We start from the raw sequence: 18,097 nt of genomic DNA, 5'->3' as shown, positions 1-18,097 counted from the left end.
AACTTGTTTTACTACCCTGAAATTATTTCAGGGGCTGTTTAATGTTATTCAAGGTTCAATTTAAAAGGTGCTGAAATAAATTCAGCATTAGCTTCGGCTACGCCTCAGCTAACATTTTATCTCCAGCTTCAATAGCTTCTTCAATGGTTCCTTTAAGGTTGAAGGCTGCTTCTGGTAGGCGATCTAATTTACCATCCATAATCATGTTAAATCCTTTGATAGTTTCTTTAATATCAACTAATACACCTGGTATCCCTGTAAATTGTTCTGCTACGTGGAAAGGTTGAGATAAGAAACGTTGTACACGTCTTGCGCGACCTACAGCTAATTTATCTTCTTCAGATAATTCTTCCATACCAAGGATGGCAATAATATCTTGTAATTCTTTATAACGCTGTAACAACTCTTTAACACGTTGCGCACAATCGTAATGTTCTTTTCCTAAAATATCAGCAGTTAAAATTCTCGACGTAGAATCTAACGGGTCAACCGCAGGATAGATACCTAACTCAGCAATCTTTCTAGAAAGTACAGTTGTTGCATCTAAGTGAGCAAAGGTTGTAGCAGGCGCAGGATCCGTTAAATCATCCGCAGGTACGTAAACCGCTTGTACAGATGTGATAGAACCTCTTTTAGTTGAAGTAATACGCTCCTGCATCGCACCCATCTCTGTTGCTAATGTTGGTTGGTAACCTACCGCAGAAGGCATACGACCCAATAATGCAGATACCTCTGATCCAGCTTGTGTAAAACGGAAAATGTTATCTACGAAAAACAATACATCTTTTCCTTGGCCTTCTCCAGCACCATCACGGAAATACTCAGCAATAGTTAAACCAGATAATGCAACACGCGCACGTGCTCCAGGAGGCTCATTCATTTGTCCGAATACGAACGTTGCTTTAGATTCTTTCATTTTTGATTTATCAACTTTAGATAAATCCCATCCGCCATCTTCCATAGAATGCATAAAATCATCACCGTAGCGGATAATTCCAGATTCTAACATCTCTCTTAAAAGGTCATTTCCTTCACGAGTTCTTTCTCCTACACCAGCAAATACTGATAAACCACCGTGACCTTTTGCTATATTATTAATCAACTCTTGAATTAATACTGTTTTACCAACACCAGCACCACCAAATAAACCAATTTTTCCACCTTTTGCATAAGGTTCAATTAAATCGATGACTTTAATACCAGTAAATAAAACTTCAGTAGAAGTTGATAAGTCTTCAAACTTAGGCGCTTGTCTGTGTATTGGTAAACCTGCTTTTCCAGCTTTAGGTAAATCTCCAAGACCATCAATAGCGTCTCCAATCACATTAAATAAACGTCCGTAAACATCATCACCAATCGGCATTTGAATAGGAGCACCTGTAGCATTAACTTTAGTTCCTCTACTTAAACCATCTGAAGAATCCATTGCAATGGTACGTACTGTATCTTCACCAATGTGAGATTGTACTTCTAATACCAAAATAGAACCATCTGGTCTATTTATTTCTAATGAATCGTAAATTTTTGGAAGTTCTGAACCCGCTGCGAACTCAACGTCAATAACTGGCCCTACTATTTGTGCAACTTTACCTGTAACTTTAGACATTACTTATGTATTTAATGTTATGCGACTTAATTGATGAAAACCTCTCTAAGTTTTCGGGTGCAAAGATATATTTTTTAATTTAAAAATAAAGTCGTTTCTGAGGTTTTTTCCAATAAAAAAGCATCTCCAAACTGGAGATGCTTTATACTATCCCTAAAGATATTTCTATTCTTGAGATGCCTCTGCTGCCGGTGCTTCAGCGCCTTCTGCTGCTGCTCCTTCTTCTCCTTCAGCTCCTTCTTCTTCTTCCTCTTCTTCATCAACAATTGCTGTTCTTGCCGTTTTAATTTGACAAACAACAGTATTATCTGTATGCAAAAATGTGTACTTTTCGTTTAACAAGTCTTCTACTGCTACTTTATCTCCAATTTTAAGAGGTGTAATATCTATCTCTATAAAATCTGGTAAGTTTACTGGTAGTGCCTTGATACGTAACTTTCTGTTGTTTCTTCTTAAAACACCACCGTTTTTAACACCTTTAGAGTTTCCTACTAGGTGGACTGGGATGTTTAAAGCAATTTCTTTGTCCTCAAATAACTGATAGAAATCTACGTGTAAGATTCTATCTGTTACGGGGTGAAATTGAATGTCTTGAAGAACTGCGTTTAAAGTTTCTCCATTGTCTAAATTAATCACAACTGTATGCGCATTTGGTGTGTACACAAGTTTTGAGAAAGCTAATTCCGGTGCTGAGAAATGAAATGGCTTGTCTCCTCCGTATAATACGCAAGGAACCTGACCAGCATTACGTAAGGCTTTTGTTGCTTTTTTGCCCACGCTTTCTCTTTGAGATCCGTTGATTGTAATTGATTTCATAATTGTTATTTATTGATATTTAATAGTATTCATATTCTTTAATTATTGTGATTTACATCACAAATTTTGAGCTGATTGATTTGTTATTATGAACCTTATCCATAACTTCTGAAAATAAATCGGCACAACTCAATACTTTAATTTTATCACTTTCTTGTTTTAATGGAATAGAGTCTGTAACAATTAACTCTTCAAGTTTAGAGTTTTCTATTCTTTCATATGCATTTCCCGATAAAATAGGGTGTGTACAAATAGCTCTAACGCTCAATGCGCCCCTTTCCATCATTAAATCTGCTGCTTTTGTTAATGTACCGGCCGTATCGACCATATCATCTACCAAAACCACGTTTTTACCTGTTACATCGCCTATCAATTCCATATGCGATATCACATTGGCTTTAGCACGTTGCTTATAACAAATTACAACATCGCTTCCTAGAGCTTTAGAATAGGCATAAGCTCTTTTAGAACCACCCATATCTGGAGAAGCAATGGTTAAATTAAGCAAGTTTAAACTTTTTAAATATGGTAAAAATATTATCGATGCAAATAAATGATCTACAGGTTTTTCAAAAAAACCTTGAATTTGATCTGCATGCAAATCCATAGTAATTATTCTTGTCGCACCAGCAGCTTCCAACATTTTTGCTACTAATTTTGCAGCAATCGGCACTCTCGGTTTATCTTTTCTATCCTGTCTTGCCCAACCAAAATATGGCATAACAGCAGTAATATGCCTAGCAGAAGCTCGTTTAGCAGCATCTATCATCAACAGCATTTCCATTAAATTTCTTGGTTCTGGATGTGTTGAGCCAATTATAAAAATTCTAGTCCCACGAATTGATTCTTCATAAGAAGGTTGAAACTCGCCGTCACTATATGTTGAAGTAATTACGTTTCCTAACTTAGCACCATAGGCTTTGGCTATCTTTTCACCTAAGACTTTACTCTGTGTACATGCAAAAATTTTAGCTTCGGTATTGACTACGGGCATAGTTAACTAGTTGTTTTATAGTATTTAAAGACTACTTTTTTTAAACGAGGTGCAAATTTAGACATTTATTTTAACCTAAAAAGTATATTACGCAGTATTTTTGAGTGTAATTAAAGAAAAAAAATTATTTTTGTCGTCCAATAATTGCTCAAGTGGTGGAATTGGTAGACACGTTGGATTCAAAATCCAATTCTTCGGAGTGCGGGTTCGATTCCCGCCTTGAGTACTTTTTAAAACCGTAAAACTTTATTGAAAAGTTTTACGGTTTTTTTATTTGTAATTTTCTAACGTCCAATAACATTCAACTTCATTCAAAAATGAAAATCAAAATTTTAATCACTCTTGTCTTTAATCTCAATACTTTCATGCAAATCCGAAAAAAAGAAAGTTTCAAAAAATATAGATGCTGAAGAATGGATTTCACTTTTCAACGGTAAGGATTTATCAAACTGGACTATAAAATTTACTGGCGAAGATTTAAACCACAACTATAAGGAAACTTTCGTCGTTAAAGACAGCATGATCAGCATACAATATGATAATTACGAAACTTTCAACAATAAGTTTGCACATATATATTACAACACACCCTATTCTTACTATAAATTAAAGTTTGATTATCGATTTACTGGCGAACAAACAGAAGGAGGCTCGCATTGGAATGTTAGAAATAGTGGTGTGATGCTGCATTCGCAATCAGCTGAAAGCAATGCATACCATCAAAATTTTCCAGTCTCGGTAGAATTACAGCTTCTTGGTGGATTAAAAAATAATGGAGAACGTCCCACAGCCAATGTGTGTACTCCGGGAACGGCGGTTGTAATAGGTGATACCATTAATTACGAACATTGCATTTCTTCAAACTCGAAAACCTATTTTGGTGACCAATGGGTGCATGCCGAAGCGATAGTTATGGGAGGAGAATCAATGACTTTCATTGTTGAAAAAGATACCGTTCTTAGCTTTAAATTACCTCAAATTGGTGCGACCATACCAAATAAACATTATAAAGGTAAAAACTGGAAAGCTTGGGGTATGAATCCTGATACATGGAAGGTCAAAGCCGGAGAAATAATAACAGAAGGTTACATTTCACTTCAAGCTGAAAGCCATCCCATAGATTTTAAAAATCTAAAATTATTGGATTTATGCGGTTGCAAAGATCTAAAGGCAAAAAACTTTAAGTCTTATTATGCTAAAAACAAACCGGAATCTTGCGTTTATTAATCCACCAACATTTCTGGTGTTGCCACAGTTCTAAAACCAACATGTTCTGATGAGGAATCTTTACTTGTACCCATCCTAGAAGACACGCGATAACTTGCACAATAGGATTCACTACATAAAAAAGAACCGCCTTTTATAATGATTTCTTCTAAATAAGGATTATTTGGATTATAAGCCTTGGCGGCCCCTTTTGGATTGATAACAGGTTTTCCTGTTGCAGCCAGTTCTTTATAATAATCCAAATTGTACCAATCTCCCGTTATTTCCCAAACATTCCCTGCCATTTCGTACAACCCAAAAGTGTTTGCAGGGTATGTTTTTACAGGTGCTGTTCTTTCGTAACCATCTTCTAAGGTGTTATTTACTGGAAATTCGCCTTCCCAACTATTCACATATTTAGAAAGTTTCGATGTATCATCTCCCCAAAGATACGTGGTGTTTTTTTGTGTTCCTCTTGCCGCATATTCCCATTCTGCTTCTGTTGGCAAACGTCTTCCAGCCCATTTGCAATAGGCTATTGCATCTTCATAACTTATATGCACTACTGGGTAATTGTCTTTCCCTTTGATATTAGAATCCTTTCCACTAGGATGTCTCCAATTGACACCGATAGTCCATCGCCACCATTGTGAAAAGTCATATAAATTTGGCAAAGAAGATTTACTTTTTTTAAACATTAAAGATCCGGGTTGTAAAATAGTATCGTGCGGTTTTGGAGTGCCTTCCGGTATTTGCTTTTTCATTTCCTCCCAATCTATTTCGCGTTCTGCAATGGTGACATACCCTGTGTCATCTACAAATTTTTTGAATTGGGCGTTTGTTACTTCGGTAATATCCATAAAAAACCCATCTACGCTAACAGGATGCTGTGGTTTTTCATGCGCCATTGCGGTTTTATCTTGGGGTACAGCGCCTTGTAAAAATGAGCCTGCCGGTATCCAAAGCATACCGCTGGGCGGATTAGAAATAAGACTGTCCTTTACTTTTTTATCTAGCTTTTTTACAACACTATTTTGCGAAACGTTCCCGTCATTTTCTTCTACTAACTCCTTTATGTCTTGCTTTTCAGCAGCTTTATCCTTGCACCCAAAAAAAGCTACAGAAACAAACAAAATAATCGCAATCTTAGGTAAATACTTCATTATAATTTTAGTCTATTTTTTCACAAAAGTATCTATTAATTATTTTATAAACCGCTATTCGGACTTTGAAAGAATGGTTTTAACACATTTTTGCCAGTTTACTGTCGTTCAGTTTTAATTACCTTTGCATAACTTAATACATGATTTATGATTTATTCGATGACAGGTTACGGAAAATCTGTTTTGCAATTGCCTACTAAAAAAATTACAATTGAACTCAAATCCCTAAATAGCAAAAATTTAGATTTAAATGCGAGGATGCCTTCTATTTATAGAGAGAAAGAGTTAACTATAAGAAAGCTTTTGGCAGATAAATTGGTTAGGGGGAAAATAGATTTTTCGATTTTTGTAGAAGCAACTGCAGAAGATACTTCTACGCAAATAAACACACCTGTTGTAAAGCAATATATGGCGCAGTTGAGTCAGGTTGTGAATGGTAATGAAATAGATCTTTTAAAAATGGCAGTCCGTTTTCCAGATGCTTTAAACACCGTTCGTGAAGAAATTGATGAAAACGAATGGAAAATTATTGAAGCAGAAATAAAAAAAGCTGTTGACGATTTAAATAGTTATAGATTGAATGAAGGTAAAGTTCTAGAAAAGGATTTTAATAATCGTATTGCTACAATTAGTAAAATTCTTGAAAAAGTAATTGCGATGGATCCTGAACGCGTTGACGGTGTTCGCGAACGTTTATTGAAAGGCGTTCAAGAGTTGCGTGAAAAATATGATGAAAACAGATTTGAACAGGAGCTAGTGTATTACATTGAAAAGTTTGATATTACTGAAGAAAAAGTGCGCCTAAAAAACCACCTAAACTACTTTATTGAATCTATCAATTCAAAAGATTCTAACGGAAAAAAACTTGGATTTATAAGTCAGGAAATGGGACGTGAAATTAACACCATTGGCTCTAAAAGTAATTATGCCCCTATGCAACAATTAGTGGTACAAATGAAAGATGAACTTGAAAAAATTAAGGAACAATTATTGAATGTACTTTAAAAAAGTTGGCAGTTCTCAGTATGCAGTAACCAGTCAAAATTAAAAGTATTCAGTAAAAAATATTCGTGAATTCGTGGCAAAAGAACGAGATAAAAAACAAGGCAAATTAATAGTGTTTTCAGCACCATCTGGTTCTGGAAAAACAACCATAGTTAGGCATTTATTAGGTATTGAAGATTTAAATTTAGAATTTTCCATATCGGCAACTTCCAGAGCTAAACGTGGCAATGAAGAACATGCAAAGGATTACTATTTTTTATCTGCCAAAGAATTCAAAACCAAGATTAAAAATGATGAATTTTTAGAATGGGAAGAAGTATATCGCGATAATTTCTATGGTACTTTAAAAACCGAAGTAGAACGTATTTGGGCAAAAGGTAAAAATGTGATTTTTGATATTGATGTTTCTGGTGGCTTACGTATCAAACGAAAATTTCCAGATGAAACATTGGCTGTTTTTGTAAAACCACCAAGTATTGACGAATTAAAAATCCGATTAAAAAAACGTAAAACCGAAAGTGAAGACAAAATAAATATGCGTGTTGCCAAAGCTTCGGCAGAATTAGCAACCGCTCCCCTTTTTGACACAATAATTGTTAATGACAATTTAGAAAAAGCACTCAAAGAAGCAGAACAACAAGTTGCAAATTTTATAAATTCTTAAGCTATAAAATGAAAGTTGGACTCTATTTTGGTTCTTTCAATCCGATCCACATCGGGCATTTGGTAATTGCAAACCATATGGCAGAACATAGCGATTTAGACCAGGTTTGGTTTGTGGTAACACCACACAATCCTTTTAAAAAGAAAAATAGCTTGCTGGATAACTACCAGCGTTTGGAAATGGTATATCGCGCCACAAAAGATTACATCAAGCTAAAACCTAGCGATATTGAGTTCAACTTACCACAGCCTAGTTATACCATAAATACTTTGACCTATTTACAGGAAAAACATCCAGATTATGAGTTTGCTTTAATTATGGGCGAAGACAATCTTAAAAGTTTCCACAAGTGGAAAAATTACGAGCTTATTTTAGAAGGACATCATATTTATGTGTATCCTAGAATTTCAAAAGACCCCGATAGTAATCGGGATAAAACCCAATTTGACGGACATAAAAAAATACATGCTGTTGATGCGCCTATCATGGAACTCTCTTCCACTTTTATTCGAAAATCTATTAAAGAAGGAAAAAATGTGCAGCCCATGTTGCCGCAACATGTTTGGGAATATTTAGATGAAATGAATTTTTATAAATAGCTTGTACTTTTCTAGGAAAGAAAACTTAAAAATTTTAATGAATTTACATATCTAATTGAAGGTTTTATATTTCTACTTTTTCTAAGTTTAGAAACATTAAACGCATTCATCTAATTTGAGTATAAAATATTGAAATAACTTTGTACCTGTAAAGTTGTTCATATGCACAGAAAGCCATATTCTTAAATAGAATAATCACTATACATTTGAATTACAATTCCTTCTTTATGAAAAATGAACAAACAGCATTACTTCTTGCATTAGCTAGAAAATTAAAAAAAGAAGAAACTTCTAAGGAATCTGCTATTGCATCTTTAAGTTCAGCAGGTATTATTACTAAAAAAGGAAAAATAACCAAGTCTTTTCCTAATTTAGAACGAGTACTTTCTGTTGCTGAATAAATAAATGTATAGTTCTAGGTCTAACATTTTAATCGGATTTCACGGATGCGATGAATCTGCAAGGGATCAACTTCTCACAAAACCAAATAATGTAAAAATCAGCGAAAAACCATTTGATTGGTTAGGTCACGGATTTTACATTTGGGAAAATAATTACGATAGAGCTTTAGAATGGGCAAAAGATAAACAGGAAAGAGGTAAAATTAAGAAAGCATCTGTAATTGGTGTTGTTTTCACGTTACCAAAAAACCCAACTCTCGCAAGTTGGGTTTTTTACAAACATAAATATTGTAGGTATGTTTAGTCTAAGGCAGGGATACGCAATACTTGTCCTGGATAAATTTTATCAGGATCGGTAAGCATTGGCTTGTTTGCTTCAAATATTACTGGATATTTCATGGCGTTACCATAGTATGTTTTAGCAATTTTACCTAAAGTATCACCACTTGCAACTGTATGAAACTGTGCTTCTGGTTCAACGTTTTCAACCGTCATCTGATCATCAACAATTGCAATGCCGTTGGAATTTCCAACTAGTAATACTACTTTTTCTTTTGTAGCTTGATCGTAAGCAGCACCAGTAATTGTTGCTGTTTCATCATCTATAAATACGTTTAGACCTTCAACCTGTAATTGTAAGTCGTTAATTGTTTCTTCTAATTTCTGACCAGCTAATTGCTCTAGTTTAAGCTCTTTTGCCGCAGCTTCGGCAGCTTCTTCTTTATCTGTTTTTCCAATACCAAATACCTTTGCTCCTGCGTTTTTAATGAACGAAAATAATCCCATTTTTAATTTATTTTTTGAGGGTTAATAATTTGTTTAATGTGCAACCATAAAACTACACAATTTTTAGACACATTAGTTATAGAATAGTCACTTTAATTATTAAACAAAAAAGAAACCGCCTAAAGCCAAAAGCTTTAAACGGTTTCTAAACTAAATAACCAACCAAAATTTTTATTTAACCCTTGTGTTTTCTCTAGGGTTCTCTACTCTATCTTTTTTAAACTTACGTTTTTTATCTTTTTTAGTATGCAACTTTCCTTTGTCGTTACCAGATTTCAAGTATTGTATATAACCTCTTCCTTCAAATTCATAAACCGTTTCAGAAGTTGGATGATACAACTCTATCTTTCCGTCATTTATAACGCTCAATTCAAAATATTCATTGTCCAACGAATCATAATCTAATGTTAAAGTTTTTAAAAGGTCATTTCCAGCAATATTCCCTACACCATAAATTCCTGTATAGTCCCATTGTAAATTGTTATAATTCAAACCATTATTATCTTGTGAAGATCTAAATTCAGAATCGTTACCACCAGCTAAAAACTGTAAATAATTTTCGTTATCAAATTCATTTAAAACACCAAACTCACTAGTATATGTTTTTTCCCAAGCATCATATTCTTGTAAGAAATAATGAATGTTATCATAGAACACGAAATCGTAATCGAAATTATTGCGTTGATAGCCTTCTAAAAAATAAGACGTATCATTATTTGGATTATATAATTCAATGGTATTATAATCTACTTCAAAAACATCAAAAGTTTGAAACCCGTCAAGATCATGGTTTACGTCCAAAATCATATCGTAAGCATCATATTCTGCCACATCAATTCCATAACCATTTCCGCTGTTTCCTATACCCACCAAATTATTATTGGCGTACAACACACCGTTAATGAACGAAATGGTAAATGCTTTTTGCAAAAATGGTGTTTCGCCAAAACCCTGGGTAGCATTAATATCAACATACCACAAGTCGTAAGCATGTAATAGTTGATTTGCTGTAATTGGCGGTACATCATTAAATTCGTCCACAACAACTTCGGTATAACAAGATGTTAAAAGTGTTGATGCCAGCACAGCACTTAAAAGTATTTTTATAGTTTTCATAATAATTTGTTTTAGGGTTTCTGTTTATAGAGTTTCAAAACGCGTGCCAAAAAAATTAATCAAAGCCATTCAATTCTCAATTCTTCTATATTTTACGTACTTTTGAAATACAAACAGATTTTTCTTTTTATATGAATGAACCTTTAAATTATGCGGTTTTTGGCGCTGGAAGTTGGGCAACGGCAATTGTGAAAATGCTTTGCGAAAATTTAGACGAAGTGGGTTGGTATATGCGTAGTGTTTATACCAAAGAGCATTTACTGAAAGAACAGCACAATCCTAATTATTTAAGTTCGGTTGAATTTCATTTAGAGCAATTAAAGCTAAGCAACGATATCAACGAAATTGCTACTTGGGCAGATGTCCTCATTTTTGTAATTCCATCGGCTTTTATGCATAGTGAATTAGAAAAACTGACTGTTGCTATTTCTGGAAAAACAATAGTTTCAGCAGTAAAAGGGATTGTTCCTGAAACCGGATTATTGGTTGGCGAACACTTTAACAAACATTACAAAGTACCATTTGAAAGTATTGCCGTTATCGCAGGCCCTTGCCATGCTGAAGAAGTGGCTTTAGAGCGTTTGTCATACCTTACTATTTCTTGTTGGGATGCAACAAAGGCACAGAATCTTGCCGATAGTTTATCCAGCGATTACATAAAAACCAAAATAAGCGACGATGTTATTGGCGTAGAATATGGCGTAATGCTTAAAAATATTTATGCTATTGCCGCTGGTATTGCTCATGGTTTGGGCTATGGTGATAATTTCCAAAGTATTTTAATGAGCAATGCTATTCGAGAAATGAAACGCTATATCAAAAAAGTGCATAAAATGAAACGTAACATCAATCATTCGGCATATTTGGGCGATTTATTGGTTACGGGATATTCTACCTTTTCTAGAAACCGCATGTTTGGAAACATGATTGGTAAAGGCTACACCGTAAAATCTGCACAAATGGAAATGAGTATGGTTGCTGAAGGTTACTATGCCACAAAAAGCGCTTTTTTAATGAATAACAAAAATAAAAAAAAGGCAGACACCCCAATAATAGATGCAGTTTACGAGGTACTTTATGAGAATAAAAACCCTAAAAAAGTGTTTAAACGATTAACCGAAAAGTTGGATTAGAAAGAAGCCTCCTCTAACTCCTCCATGGGAGGAGAACTAGCTTAGTCTGTATTTAAAACCTATTGAAGATAATTTTCATTCTTTCTAATACAACTTATCGAAGACACTTTAAAACATATAAAACTTTAAACCAAAGCCTTAAACTATCTAACCAAAACCCCTTTTGCATCCATCAAAGGCAATGACTGTAAAGCTTTCAAATTAATAGTATTCTTTCTAAACAAATACGTTTTATCAAGCAAAGTATTCCCATCAAAAAAAGACACTTTAAAAGCATTATTTAAGACAAATAAATCCTCTTGCATCAATTCAATTTTGGCGAAACTCTTTTTAGGCAATTTATCTATTTTCTTTCTAAAAGTCGCCGTCTTTTTAGTTTCGGAATACCCTTCTGAAACTATAATTACCATATCCAAATCAGTATCCTTGTCATTAATTAGATAGACGTTCCAATCCTGCGTTTTATAGATGTCGTTGTACTCGTTTACAACAGCCATGTAAACACCTTCAACTTTCGGGATTTGGATATCTTTTTTCACTTCCTATTTAATTTTGAATTGCAAAAATAACCTATTTCATAAAGTTTTATGTAATTTTCAGCAAACAACAATTTGGTATTATGAAAACGATTATAACCATAAAAATTCTAGTCTTATTTTTCTTTTTTAGTTTAAATACTTCAAAAGTAACCTCACAAAATTCAGATGAAAAAGCCATTGCCATTGCTGAAGAAGTTGTAAATGCCATGGGTGGACTCGACAATTATAACAACACAAAATTCATAAAATGGGATTTCGGGAAACGAAAATTATTTTGGGATAAATGGACAGGAGATGTAAGAATTGAAAGTCCAACAGATTCGCTTACTATTTTAGTAAACATTAATTCGCTTACAGGTAAAGCTTTTAAAGGCAACACTTTAGTTGAAGACGATTCTGAAACTGAAAAACTCCTGAACCAAGGAAAAAATTGGTGGATCAACGATTCCTATTGGTTGGTAATGCCTTGGAAATTACAAGACCCAGGAGTAAATTTAACTTATGTGAAAACCGAAAAATTACCAAACGGAAATTCAGCAGATGTGTTGCAACTCACGTTTAACGCTGTTGGTGTAACTCCAGAAAACAAATATTATGTTTATGTAGATCAAACAGACAAACTTATCAAACAATGGTCATTTTTTAAAAGTTTTAATGATGAAGACCCAAAATTTACTATGCTCTGGGATAATTACCAAAAATCTGGAAACATCCTTTTATCTTTTGATAGAAGTGTTTTTGGACCAAAAAACGTCATTGTAAAACAAGATTTTAAAGAGAAATTGTTTACTGATTTAAAGTATGAATGAAAATGTTTTTAAAGCGAAGATTTAAACTGCTCTAAAAAACGCACATCGTTTTCACTCAACAATCTAATATCACTTATTTGATGCAACAACATCGCAATACGGTCTATACCAACACCAAATGCAAACCCCGAATATGCAGCAGGGTCTATGTTGCAATTTTCTAAAACGTTAGGATCTACCATACCACAGCCACCAATTTCTAACCAGCCTGTGCCCTTTGTGATTTTATAATCGGTTTCTGTTTCTAAACCCCAGTACACATCTACCTCAGCACTTGGCTCTGTAAATGGAAAATACGACGGACGTAAACGAATCTTTGCTTTCCCAAACATTTCAGTTGTAAAATGTTGTAACGTTTGTTTTAAATCTGCAAAACTCACATCTTTATCAATGTACAAACCTTCTACTTGATGGAAAAAACAATGAGAACGTGCCGAAATAGCTTCGTTTCTATACACACGACCCGGGGAAATAGTTCGAATAGGCGGCTTATTATTTTCCATGTAACGCACTTGCACCGAACTGGTATGCGTACGCAATAAAATATCTGGATTGGTTTGAATAAAAAACGTATCCTGCATATCGCGAGCGGGATGGTATTCTGGTAAGTTTAATGCCGTAAAGTTGTGCCAATCATCCTCAATTTCCGGACCTTCACTTACGTTAAAACCTATACGCGAAAAAATATCAATAATTTGGTTTTTAACGATTGAAATTGGATGTCGTGCACCAATTTCAATAGGCTGTCCGGGACGTGATAAATCGCCATAAACACCTTTTACTTCTTCCTTGCTTTCAAGCTCTTCTTTTAAAGCGTTTACTTTGTCCTCAGCTGTATTCTTTAACTTATTGATAACTTGTCCAAATTCTTTTTTCTGATCATTTGCAACATTTTTCAATTCACCATAGAACTCCCTTAGAAGCCCCTTAGAACCCAAATATTTTATTCTGAATGCTTCTACCTCCTCTTTGGTTTGGGCTTTAAAAGCTTCGGCTTCGGCTATTAATTCTTGTATTTTATCTATCATGACGCATATTCAAAATGATGGCAAATTTAATCAATTTATCATCATTACGAGGAGGAACCGACGAAGTAATCTCTAAAAAGTATAAGATTGCCGTATCACACAAAAAAGTGTGATTCGCAATGACACTGAGGATGGGCTGCGTTAGAGATTGAACGGCATGTTTGATCCCGATGATAATCGGGAGAGTAAGTGAAATATTTATATTCACGAATTCATTAATTTGCAATAGAAACCAATGAGTAAAGCCCGACTTTTTGTGATCCTGCAAGGCGCAGTACCAAACTTGTTTTGGTATCTAAAACCTTGTAGGTATGAGCAAAAAGAAACGCCCTAATTAATATATTCAGTTTCTAAAAAATAATTCACAATGGCTTCCTTCATTAAAACGGACTGCTCCCCAGCTTTTAAATGCGGTAAGGTTTCTAGGGTTTTATAATGTGGCCAGCCTTCATCATCCACAAAATCGAGTTCGTAATAGCCATAAGGCGTAAGCAATTTGCAAATTGCAATGTGCATTAAATCTAATTTTTGGTCTTTTTTAAAGCTTCTTTCTAACTGCCCAAGCTCCTGAAAACCAATGAGATAAATTATCGCATCGAGATCTAAGATATCTCCATCTGCAAATTGATTGGATAGTTTTTCGACTACCAATTCCCAACGTTCCTTTAATTTTTCGTCTCTAGACACTTTTTAAGTTATAAGTTTAAAATTGAAAGTTCAAAGTTAGTGAACCTACGTTTTACTTCATATCATTACAAGATAAAAAGAAAGATTTTATTCTATATTTACAAAAAAGATATTTATGGCGGTTATTGATATTATTTTAGGTGCGCTTCTCTTGTTTGGACTCATTAGAGGGTTTATGAAAGGGCTTTTTGTGGAAGTTGCTTCTCTTGTGGCTCTAGTGGCAGGAGTTTATGGTGCTATTCATTTCAGTAATTTTGCTGCCGAGTTTTTGATGGAAAAAGTATCTTGGGACGAAAAATATATTAACATAGTTGCCTTTGCCATTACCTTTGTAGTGATTGTTCTTGCCATTGCCCTCGCTGGAAAAGCTTTAACAAAACTGGCTGATTTTGCGGCTTTAGGCGTTTTAAATAAACTACTTGGTGGTGTTTTTGGGGCATTGAAAATAGGATTGATTTTAAGTGTTATTTTGATGGTTTTTAGCAGTTTGAATAATACGATTCCTTTTGCAAGTGACCAAGATTTAGAGGATTCTATTTTATATGAACCTGTGAAAACTTTGGCACCACTAATTTTTCCTAATATTTTGAAAAAGCGACAAGAGAAAGAAACCAAACAAACGGTTTAACTTTATTAGCTTCTATTAAATAATGCTTCTTTTTCCTTGTATTCTAGACCATTTGGTAATGCAATAGACGAAAATTCCAAATGCAAAACGCGTCGTCGTTTCTGAACTTTAGAAACTGATGACGCATGTAACAGTAAAGGCTTCATCAACTGCACCCCTCCTGAAGCAACCTCACTCACAAAAGGAATGGAATTGGTAGTTATCAATTTAATTTCTTCATCATTTAAGCGTTTGTTGTGCGATCCTGGAATAACTTTTAGTGCGCCATTTTTTTCGGTGGTATCGTCTAAATGAATGCGCATGGAAAAGGTATTTTTTGAAATTTCTTCTGGCGGACAAACACTTATCACGCCCTTTTTATTCGTCCATGATGTAAAGCCTCTTGCTTCTATTTTTTCTTGAACATTTATGGGCACATCTTGATGCCATGTGACGTACCAATTGTCTTGTGGCGACTTATCAAAATAAATAGCCTTGGCTAAAAAGGCATTTTTATCTATTGATTTTATGAGCTTCTTAAAGTTTTTATTGAATAGAATAGCTTTGAGTTCGGGTAGTTTTTGAAGCACTTCTCGCATCCCGAAAGCTTGTTCTTGATTTTGCTTTATGTAGGTGTCAAATTTGGCTTTGAGTTTTCTGATGTCTCGTTTTGTATAGACATGATTTAGAATCCCGAAACCTTTGTATTCTAATCGTTTTGAAATAGTTCGCAAGTTTTTATCGTTAATTTCGGTTTCATAAACATCTACGGCATCATACAAACGTTCTTTTATATTTCGTTTTAAACGTTCTGGAGCAATTACTTTTACGCCTTCTCCCAATCCCAATATTTCTTTTTCCAATTCGAAATTATGCTGAACTTCCAAAGAAATGGTTACGCCATAATGGTCTCTACTTACTTCTTTTTGTGTGTGATGAAATGGCTTGGTTAACACATAAGGCGCTTGTTTATGGTTGATGTAAAGCAATACATTTTCGGGTTTTAAATTGGGACTTACAGAAACGCCAATAGCATTTTTATAAAAATTTTCTGAATTAAAATTTGAATCTGTCAAGGAGGGTTTTGAACTTTTTTCAACGGAAATAATCCGGTCTAAAGCTAAATTCATAATGCCTTCATTTTTCTGTCGCTTACCAATAACAAACCATCTATTTCTGAATTCTTTTAATAAAAACGGATAAAATGTAAACGTACTTTCTTGTCGTGCTTTAAAGGATTGGTACGTGATATCAATCGCTTCCTTTTTAAGAATGAATTGATATAACGGATCCAAAAATTTTAAACCTTTTAAGTTCTCGTTTTTTTCAAAATCTATCAATGATTTTTCCTGTGTTTTTTGAGTGTACACATGGTCTTCTAATTTCTGCACCATACTGCCTAATTCCTCAAAATGAGAAAAACCTTGAAACTGCTTTAAGAATGAAACAGCTTCAGATAATTTAGTTAAATCTTGATTGGAAATCGGGCTGTTTGTAATGCTGTAATTTTCGTCTTCATATTTATAAAACTTTCGCTCGTAAACCACAATTGGAGCATTATATCCCAATTTATCACTACGCATCATTTGAATGTCGAGCTGCACCGTTCTTTTACTCACATCTATAGTTTTGCCTTCGTATTCGTAAAGCGCATCCGAAACGGCTTCTATTAAATTATCGAGTGTCCATTGCCTAAAGTTATTTTGCAAACATTTATCGATGGTTTTGTAGCGGATTAATGCGTTTTTGTTGACTGCCATAATTCTTAATTAAAATCTTTAATAGACCCTTCAGGTTTTTGAAACCTGAAGGGTCTGAAACACTAAATTTACAAGAAAAAAAACACTACGCAATAATTATGCGTAGAAATGAAAATGTGTCAAAAAGTATGATAAATTCAAAAATTAGTTGCTTTTTTCAAAAAAATATAATACTTCGTATTATTGGTTCAAATTTGACTGAAAAGGGAAAATAAATTTTGAAAATTGAAAAATAAATCTAAATCTTTGCAACGCATTTCAACCAAAACTGAAGTTGAATTAAAAATTAGAATTATGAGTTTATTTATAACATATCAAAATTTCCCGAAAGGCATATTGCCTTTTGTGATGCTTCGTGATGATCGTTAGATAAACTTTTCAAATTTATAAATGAGAAATCCGAAGCCGTTAAAAAACTGTTTCGGATTTTTTGTTTTCAGTCGTTAGCGTTCTGCTAAACCATTTCCAAAAACAGTTTAGAAAAAACAAGCTAATTGTATTGTTATGCTGAGCAGAGTTGAAGCATTTCATATCAATTTACAAACATCAAATTATTAATTAAAAAAGACCCTGAAACCCCCGAAGCATCGGGACAGGACGAGAAAACAATGGACACAAATTTGTTAAACAAATATGTGCTTAAAGCTATAGATGCTTATCCATACGATTTAGAAGAAACCGTAGAAAATTTAAACTACGCCTTGTCTTATGAAGCTAAGAACGTTTATGCTTTGTATTTAATGGGACGTTTGCAAGCCGAACAATTTGATCCCGCTAAAAATCGGGATTAGTTCAACCATCAAAACTTAATGCGTTGCGCTTTTAAGTTTTGGGTTTCACTAACAAAATGGATTTTCAAAAAGTGTATCCAAAATACATTTTGGTATTGATATGGAACGAAGATTACGAGGAAGCTCAAAAATTAATTGACTTTGCCTTTACCGTAAAAGGGTTAAATAAGGCAGAAGTTTGGTTAAGACAAGGGCAATTATTTGAGAATCTTCAAGCACTTAAAAAAGCAATTAAAGCACTAAAAAAAGCTAAGTTATTTAGTTGTAACGATGATTTTACTTGGTTTATTGATTCTGAGGCATCAAGAATTAAAAACAAAATAAAGCCAAAGAAGAAAACATCGTCTAAGAGAAAAAAGAACAAAAAGAAGAAGAAAAAATAAAATA

The 18,097-nt window shown here is 34.0% G+C and carries 22 protein-coding genes and 1 tRNA gene; 13 read left to right on the top strand and 10 right to left on the bottom strand.

Features of this window, described 5'->3' with window-relative positions; genetic code table 11:
- Positions 1–97: 97 nt before the first annotated feature.
- The 3 genes from atpD to ABXQ82_RS06720 form a co-directional block, all read right to left on the bottom strand.
- Positions 98–1,606: a F0F1 ATP synthase subunit beta gene (gene atpD, locus ABXQ82_RS06730; RefSeq protein WP_367056784.1), complete on the bottom strand. Its 1,509-nt coding sequence runs from the start codon at positions 1,604–1,606 to the stop codon at positions 98–100.
- Positions 1,607–1,771: 165 nt separating this feature from the next.
- A complete protein-coding gene (locus ABXQ82_RS06725) occupies positions 1,772–2,422 on the bottom strand; it encodes a 50S ribosomal protein L25/general stress protein Ctc (protein ID WP_367056781.1) in 651 nt (216 codons plus the stop codon).
- 52 nt (positions 2,423–2,474) lie between these two features.
- A complete protein-coding gene (locus ABXQ82_RS06720; RefSeq protein ID WP_367056778.1) occupies positions 2,475–3,416 on the bottom strand; it encodes a ribose-phosphate pyrophosphokinase in 942 nt (313 codons plus the stop codon).
- A 146-nt stretch (positions 3,417–3,562) separates the two neighbouring features.
- Here ABXQ82_RS06720 and ABXQ82_RS06715 point away from each other — a divergent pair.
- Positions 3,563–3,642 (top strand) — tRNA-Leu (locus ABXQ82_RS06715).
- Between the two features lie 116 nt (positions 3,643–3,758).
- A complete protein-coding gene (locus ABXQ82_RS06710) occupies positions 3,759–4,643 on the top strand; it encodes a DUF1080 domain-containing protein (RefSeq protein ID WP_367056775.1) in 885 nt (294 codons plus the stop codon).
- Here ABXQ82_RS06710 and ABXQ82_RS06705 read toward each other — a convergent pair.
- Positions 4,640–5,785 (bottom strand): formylglycine-generating enzyme family protein, encoded by a 1,146-nt coding sequence (locus ABXQ82_RS06705; RefSeq protein WP_367056772.1) that lies wholly within the window; start codon positions 5,783–5,785, stop codon positions 4,640–4,642. The two genes, ABXQ82_RS06710 and ABXQ82_RS06705, sit on opposite strands and share 4 nt — an antisense overlap.
- 147 nt (positions 5,786–5,932) lie before the next feature.
- Between ABXQ82_RS06705 and ABXQ82_RS06700 the strand changes: the two genes are divergently transcribed.
- The 5 genes from ABXQ82_RS06700 (at position 5,933) to ABXQ82_RS06680 (ending at position 8,758) form a co-directional block, all read left to right on the top strand.
- Positions 5,933–6,790, top strand: coding sequence for a YicC/YloC family endoribonuclease (locus ABXQ82_RS06700; RefSeq protein WP_367056769.1), 858 nt, complete (start codon positions 5,933–5,935; stop codon positions 6,788–6,790).
- 73 nt (positions 6,791–6,863) lie between these two features.
- Positions 6,864–7,454 carry a guanylate kinase gene (gmk, locus tag ABXQ82_RS06695; protein WP_367056766.1) on the top strand — a complete coding sequence of 197 codons (591 nt, stop codon included), beginning with the start codon at positions 6,864–6,866 and terminating at the stop codon, positions 7,452–7,454.
- Between the two features lie 8 nt (positions 7,455–7,462).
- Entirely contained in the window at positions 7,463–8,053 is a 591-nt protein-coding gene (nadD, locus tag ABXQ82_RS06690; RefSeq protein ID WP_367056763.1) for a nicotinate (nicotinamide) nucleotide adenylyltransferase, read from the top strand.
- A 227-nt stretch (positions 8,054–8,280) separates the two neighbouring features.
- Complete coding sequence (locus ABXQ82_RS06685; RefSeq protein ID WP_367056760.1) at positions 8,281–8,454, top strand: hypothetical protein; 174 nt, start codon at positions 8,281–8,283, stop codon at positions 8,452–8,454.
- A gap of 4 nt (positions 8,455–8,458) precedes the next feature.
- The gene (locus tag ABXQ82_RS06680; RefSeq protein WP_367056757.1) at positions 8,459–8,758 is read left to right on the top strand and encodes a hypothetical protein; all 300 of its coding nucleotides are present in this window, start codon (positions 8,459–8,461) and stop codon (positions 8,756–8,758) included.
- Here the strand turns inward: ABXQ82_RS06680 and lysM are convergent.
- Both lysM and ABXQ82_RS06670 read right to left on the bottom strand, forming a co-directional pair.
- Entirely contained in the window at positions 8,755–9,240 is a 486-nt protein-coding gene (gene lysM, locus ABXQ82_RS06675) for a peptidoglycan-binding protein LysM (protein WP_367056754.1), read from the bottom strand. The two genes, ABXQ82_RS06680 and lysM, sit on opposite strands and share 4 nt — an antisense overlap.
- Positions 9,241–9,411: 171 nt before the next feature.
- Positions 9,412–10,356: a nicotinic acid mononucleotide adenyltransferase gene (locus ABXQ82_RS06670; protein ID WP_367056751.1), complete on the bottom strand. Its 945-nt coding sequence runs from the start codon at positions 10,354–10,356 to the stop codon at positions 9,412–9,414.
- 131 nt (positions 10,357–10,487) lie between these two features.
- Here ABXQ82_RS06670 and ABXQ82_RS06665 point away from each other — a divergent pair, with 131 nt between their 5' ends.
- Entirely contained in the window at positions 10,488–11,489 is a 1,002-nt protein-coding gene (locus ABXQ82_RS06665; RefSeq protein WP_367056748.1) for an NAD(P)H-dependent glycerol-3-phosphate dehydrogenase, read from the top strand.
- A gap of 143 nt (positions 11,490–11,632) precedes the next feature.
- Here ABXQ82_RS06665 and ABXQ82_RS06660 read toward each other — a convergent pair whose 3' ends face one another.
- A complete protein-coding gene (locus ABXQ82_RS06660; RefSeq protein ID WP_367056745.1) occupies positions 11,633–12,028 on the bottom strand; it encodes a hypothetical protein in 396 nt (131 codons plus the stop codon).
- Positions 12,029–12,108: 80 nt separating this feature from the next.
- Between ABXQ82_RS06660 and ABXQ82_RS06655 the strand changes: the two genes are divergently transcribed.
- Positions 12,109–12,837 carry a hypothetical protein gene (locus ABXQ82_RS06655; RefSeq protein WP_367056742.1) on the top strand — a complete coding sequence of 243 codons (729 nt, stop codon included), beginning with the start codon at positions 12,109–12,111 and terminating at the stop codon, positions 12,835–12,837.
- Positions 12,838–12,845: 8 nt separating this feature from the next.
- Here the strand turns inward: ABXQ82_RS06655 and pheS are convergent, their stop codons facing one another.
- Positions 12,846–13,865 carry a phenylalanine--tRNA ligase subunit alpha gene (gene pheS, locus ABXQ82_RS06650; protein WP_367056739.1) on the bottom strand — a complete coding sequence of 340 codons (1,020 nt, stop codon included), beginning with the start codon at positions 13,863–13,865 and terminating at the stop codon, positions 12,846–12,848.
- Positions 13,866–14,195: 330 nt separating this feature from the next.
- Positions 14,196–14,552, bottom strand: a complete 357-nt coding sequence (locus ABXQ82_RS06645) for a hypothetical protein (RefSeq protein ID WP_367056736.1) — start codon at positions 14,550–14,552, stop codon at positions 14,196–14,198.
- Positions 14,553–14,667: 115 nt separating this feature from the next.
- On the opposite strand from ABXQ82_RS06645, the gene ABXQ82_RS06640 reads away from it, so the two are divergent.
- Positions 14,668–15,180: a CvpA family protein gene (locus ABXQ82_RS06640; RefSeq protein WP_367056733.1), complete on the top strand. Its 513-nt coding sequence runs from the start codon at positions 14,668–14,670 to the stop codon at positions 15,178–15,180.
- 5 nt (positions 15,181–15,185) lie between these two features.
- On the opposite strand, the gene ABXQ82_RS06635 is transcribed toward ABXQ82_RS06640, so the two are convergent.
- On the bottom strand, positions 15,186–16,919 hold the full coding sequence (locus ABXQ82_RS06635) for a WYL domain-containing protein (RefSeq protein WP_367056730.1): 1,734 nt from the start codon (positions 16,917–16,919) through the stop codon (positions 15,186–15,188).
- A 225-nt stretch (positions 16,920–17,144) separates the two neighbouring features.
- On the opposite strand from ABXQ82_RS06635, the gene ABXQ82_RS06630 reads away from it, so the two are divergent.
- The 3 genes from ABXQ82_RS06630 (at position 17,145) to ABXQ82_RS06620 (ending at position 18,093) form a co-directional block, all read left to right on the top strand.
- On the top strand, positions 17,145–17,288 hold the full coding sequence (locus tag ABXQ82_RS06630) for a hypothetical protein (protein WP_367056727.1): 144 nt from the start codon (positions 17,145–17,147) through the stop codon (positions 17,286–17,288).
- A gap of 239 nt (positions 17,289–17,527) precedes the next feature.
- Positions 17,528–17,710, top strand: a complete 183-nt coding sequence (locus ABXQ82_RS06625) for a hypothetical protein (RefSeq protein WP_367056724.1) — start codon at positions 17,528–17,530, stop codon at positions 17,708–17,710.
- Positions 17,711–17,766: 56 nt separating this feature from the next.
- Entirely contained in the window at positions 17,767–18,093 is a 327-nt protein-coding gene (locus tag ABXQ82_RS06620; protein ID WP_367056721.1) for a hypothetical protein, read from the top strand.
- Positions 18,094–18,097: the final 4 nt, after the last annotated feature.

Origin of the sequence: Algibacter sp. 2305UL17-15 (genome assembly GCF_040720935.1) — a bacterium.
Lineage (GTDB): Bacteria > Bacteroidota > Bacteroidia > Flavobacteriales > Flavobacteriaceae > Jejuia.
Note: the sequence above shows the minus strand (reverse complement) of the source record. Positions and strands in the feature narration are given on the sequence as shown.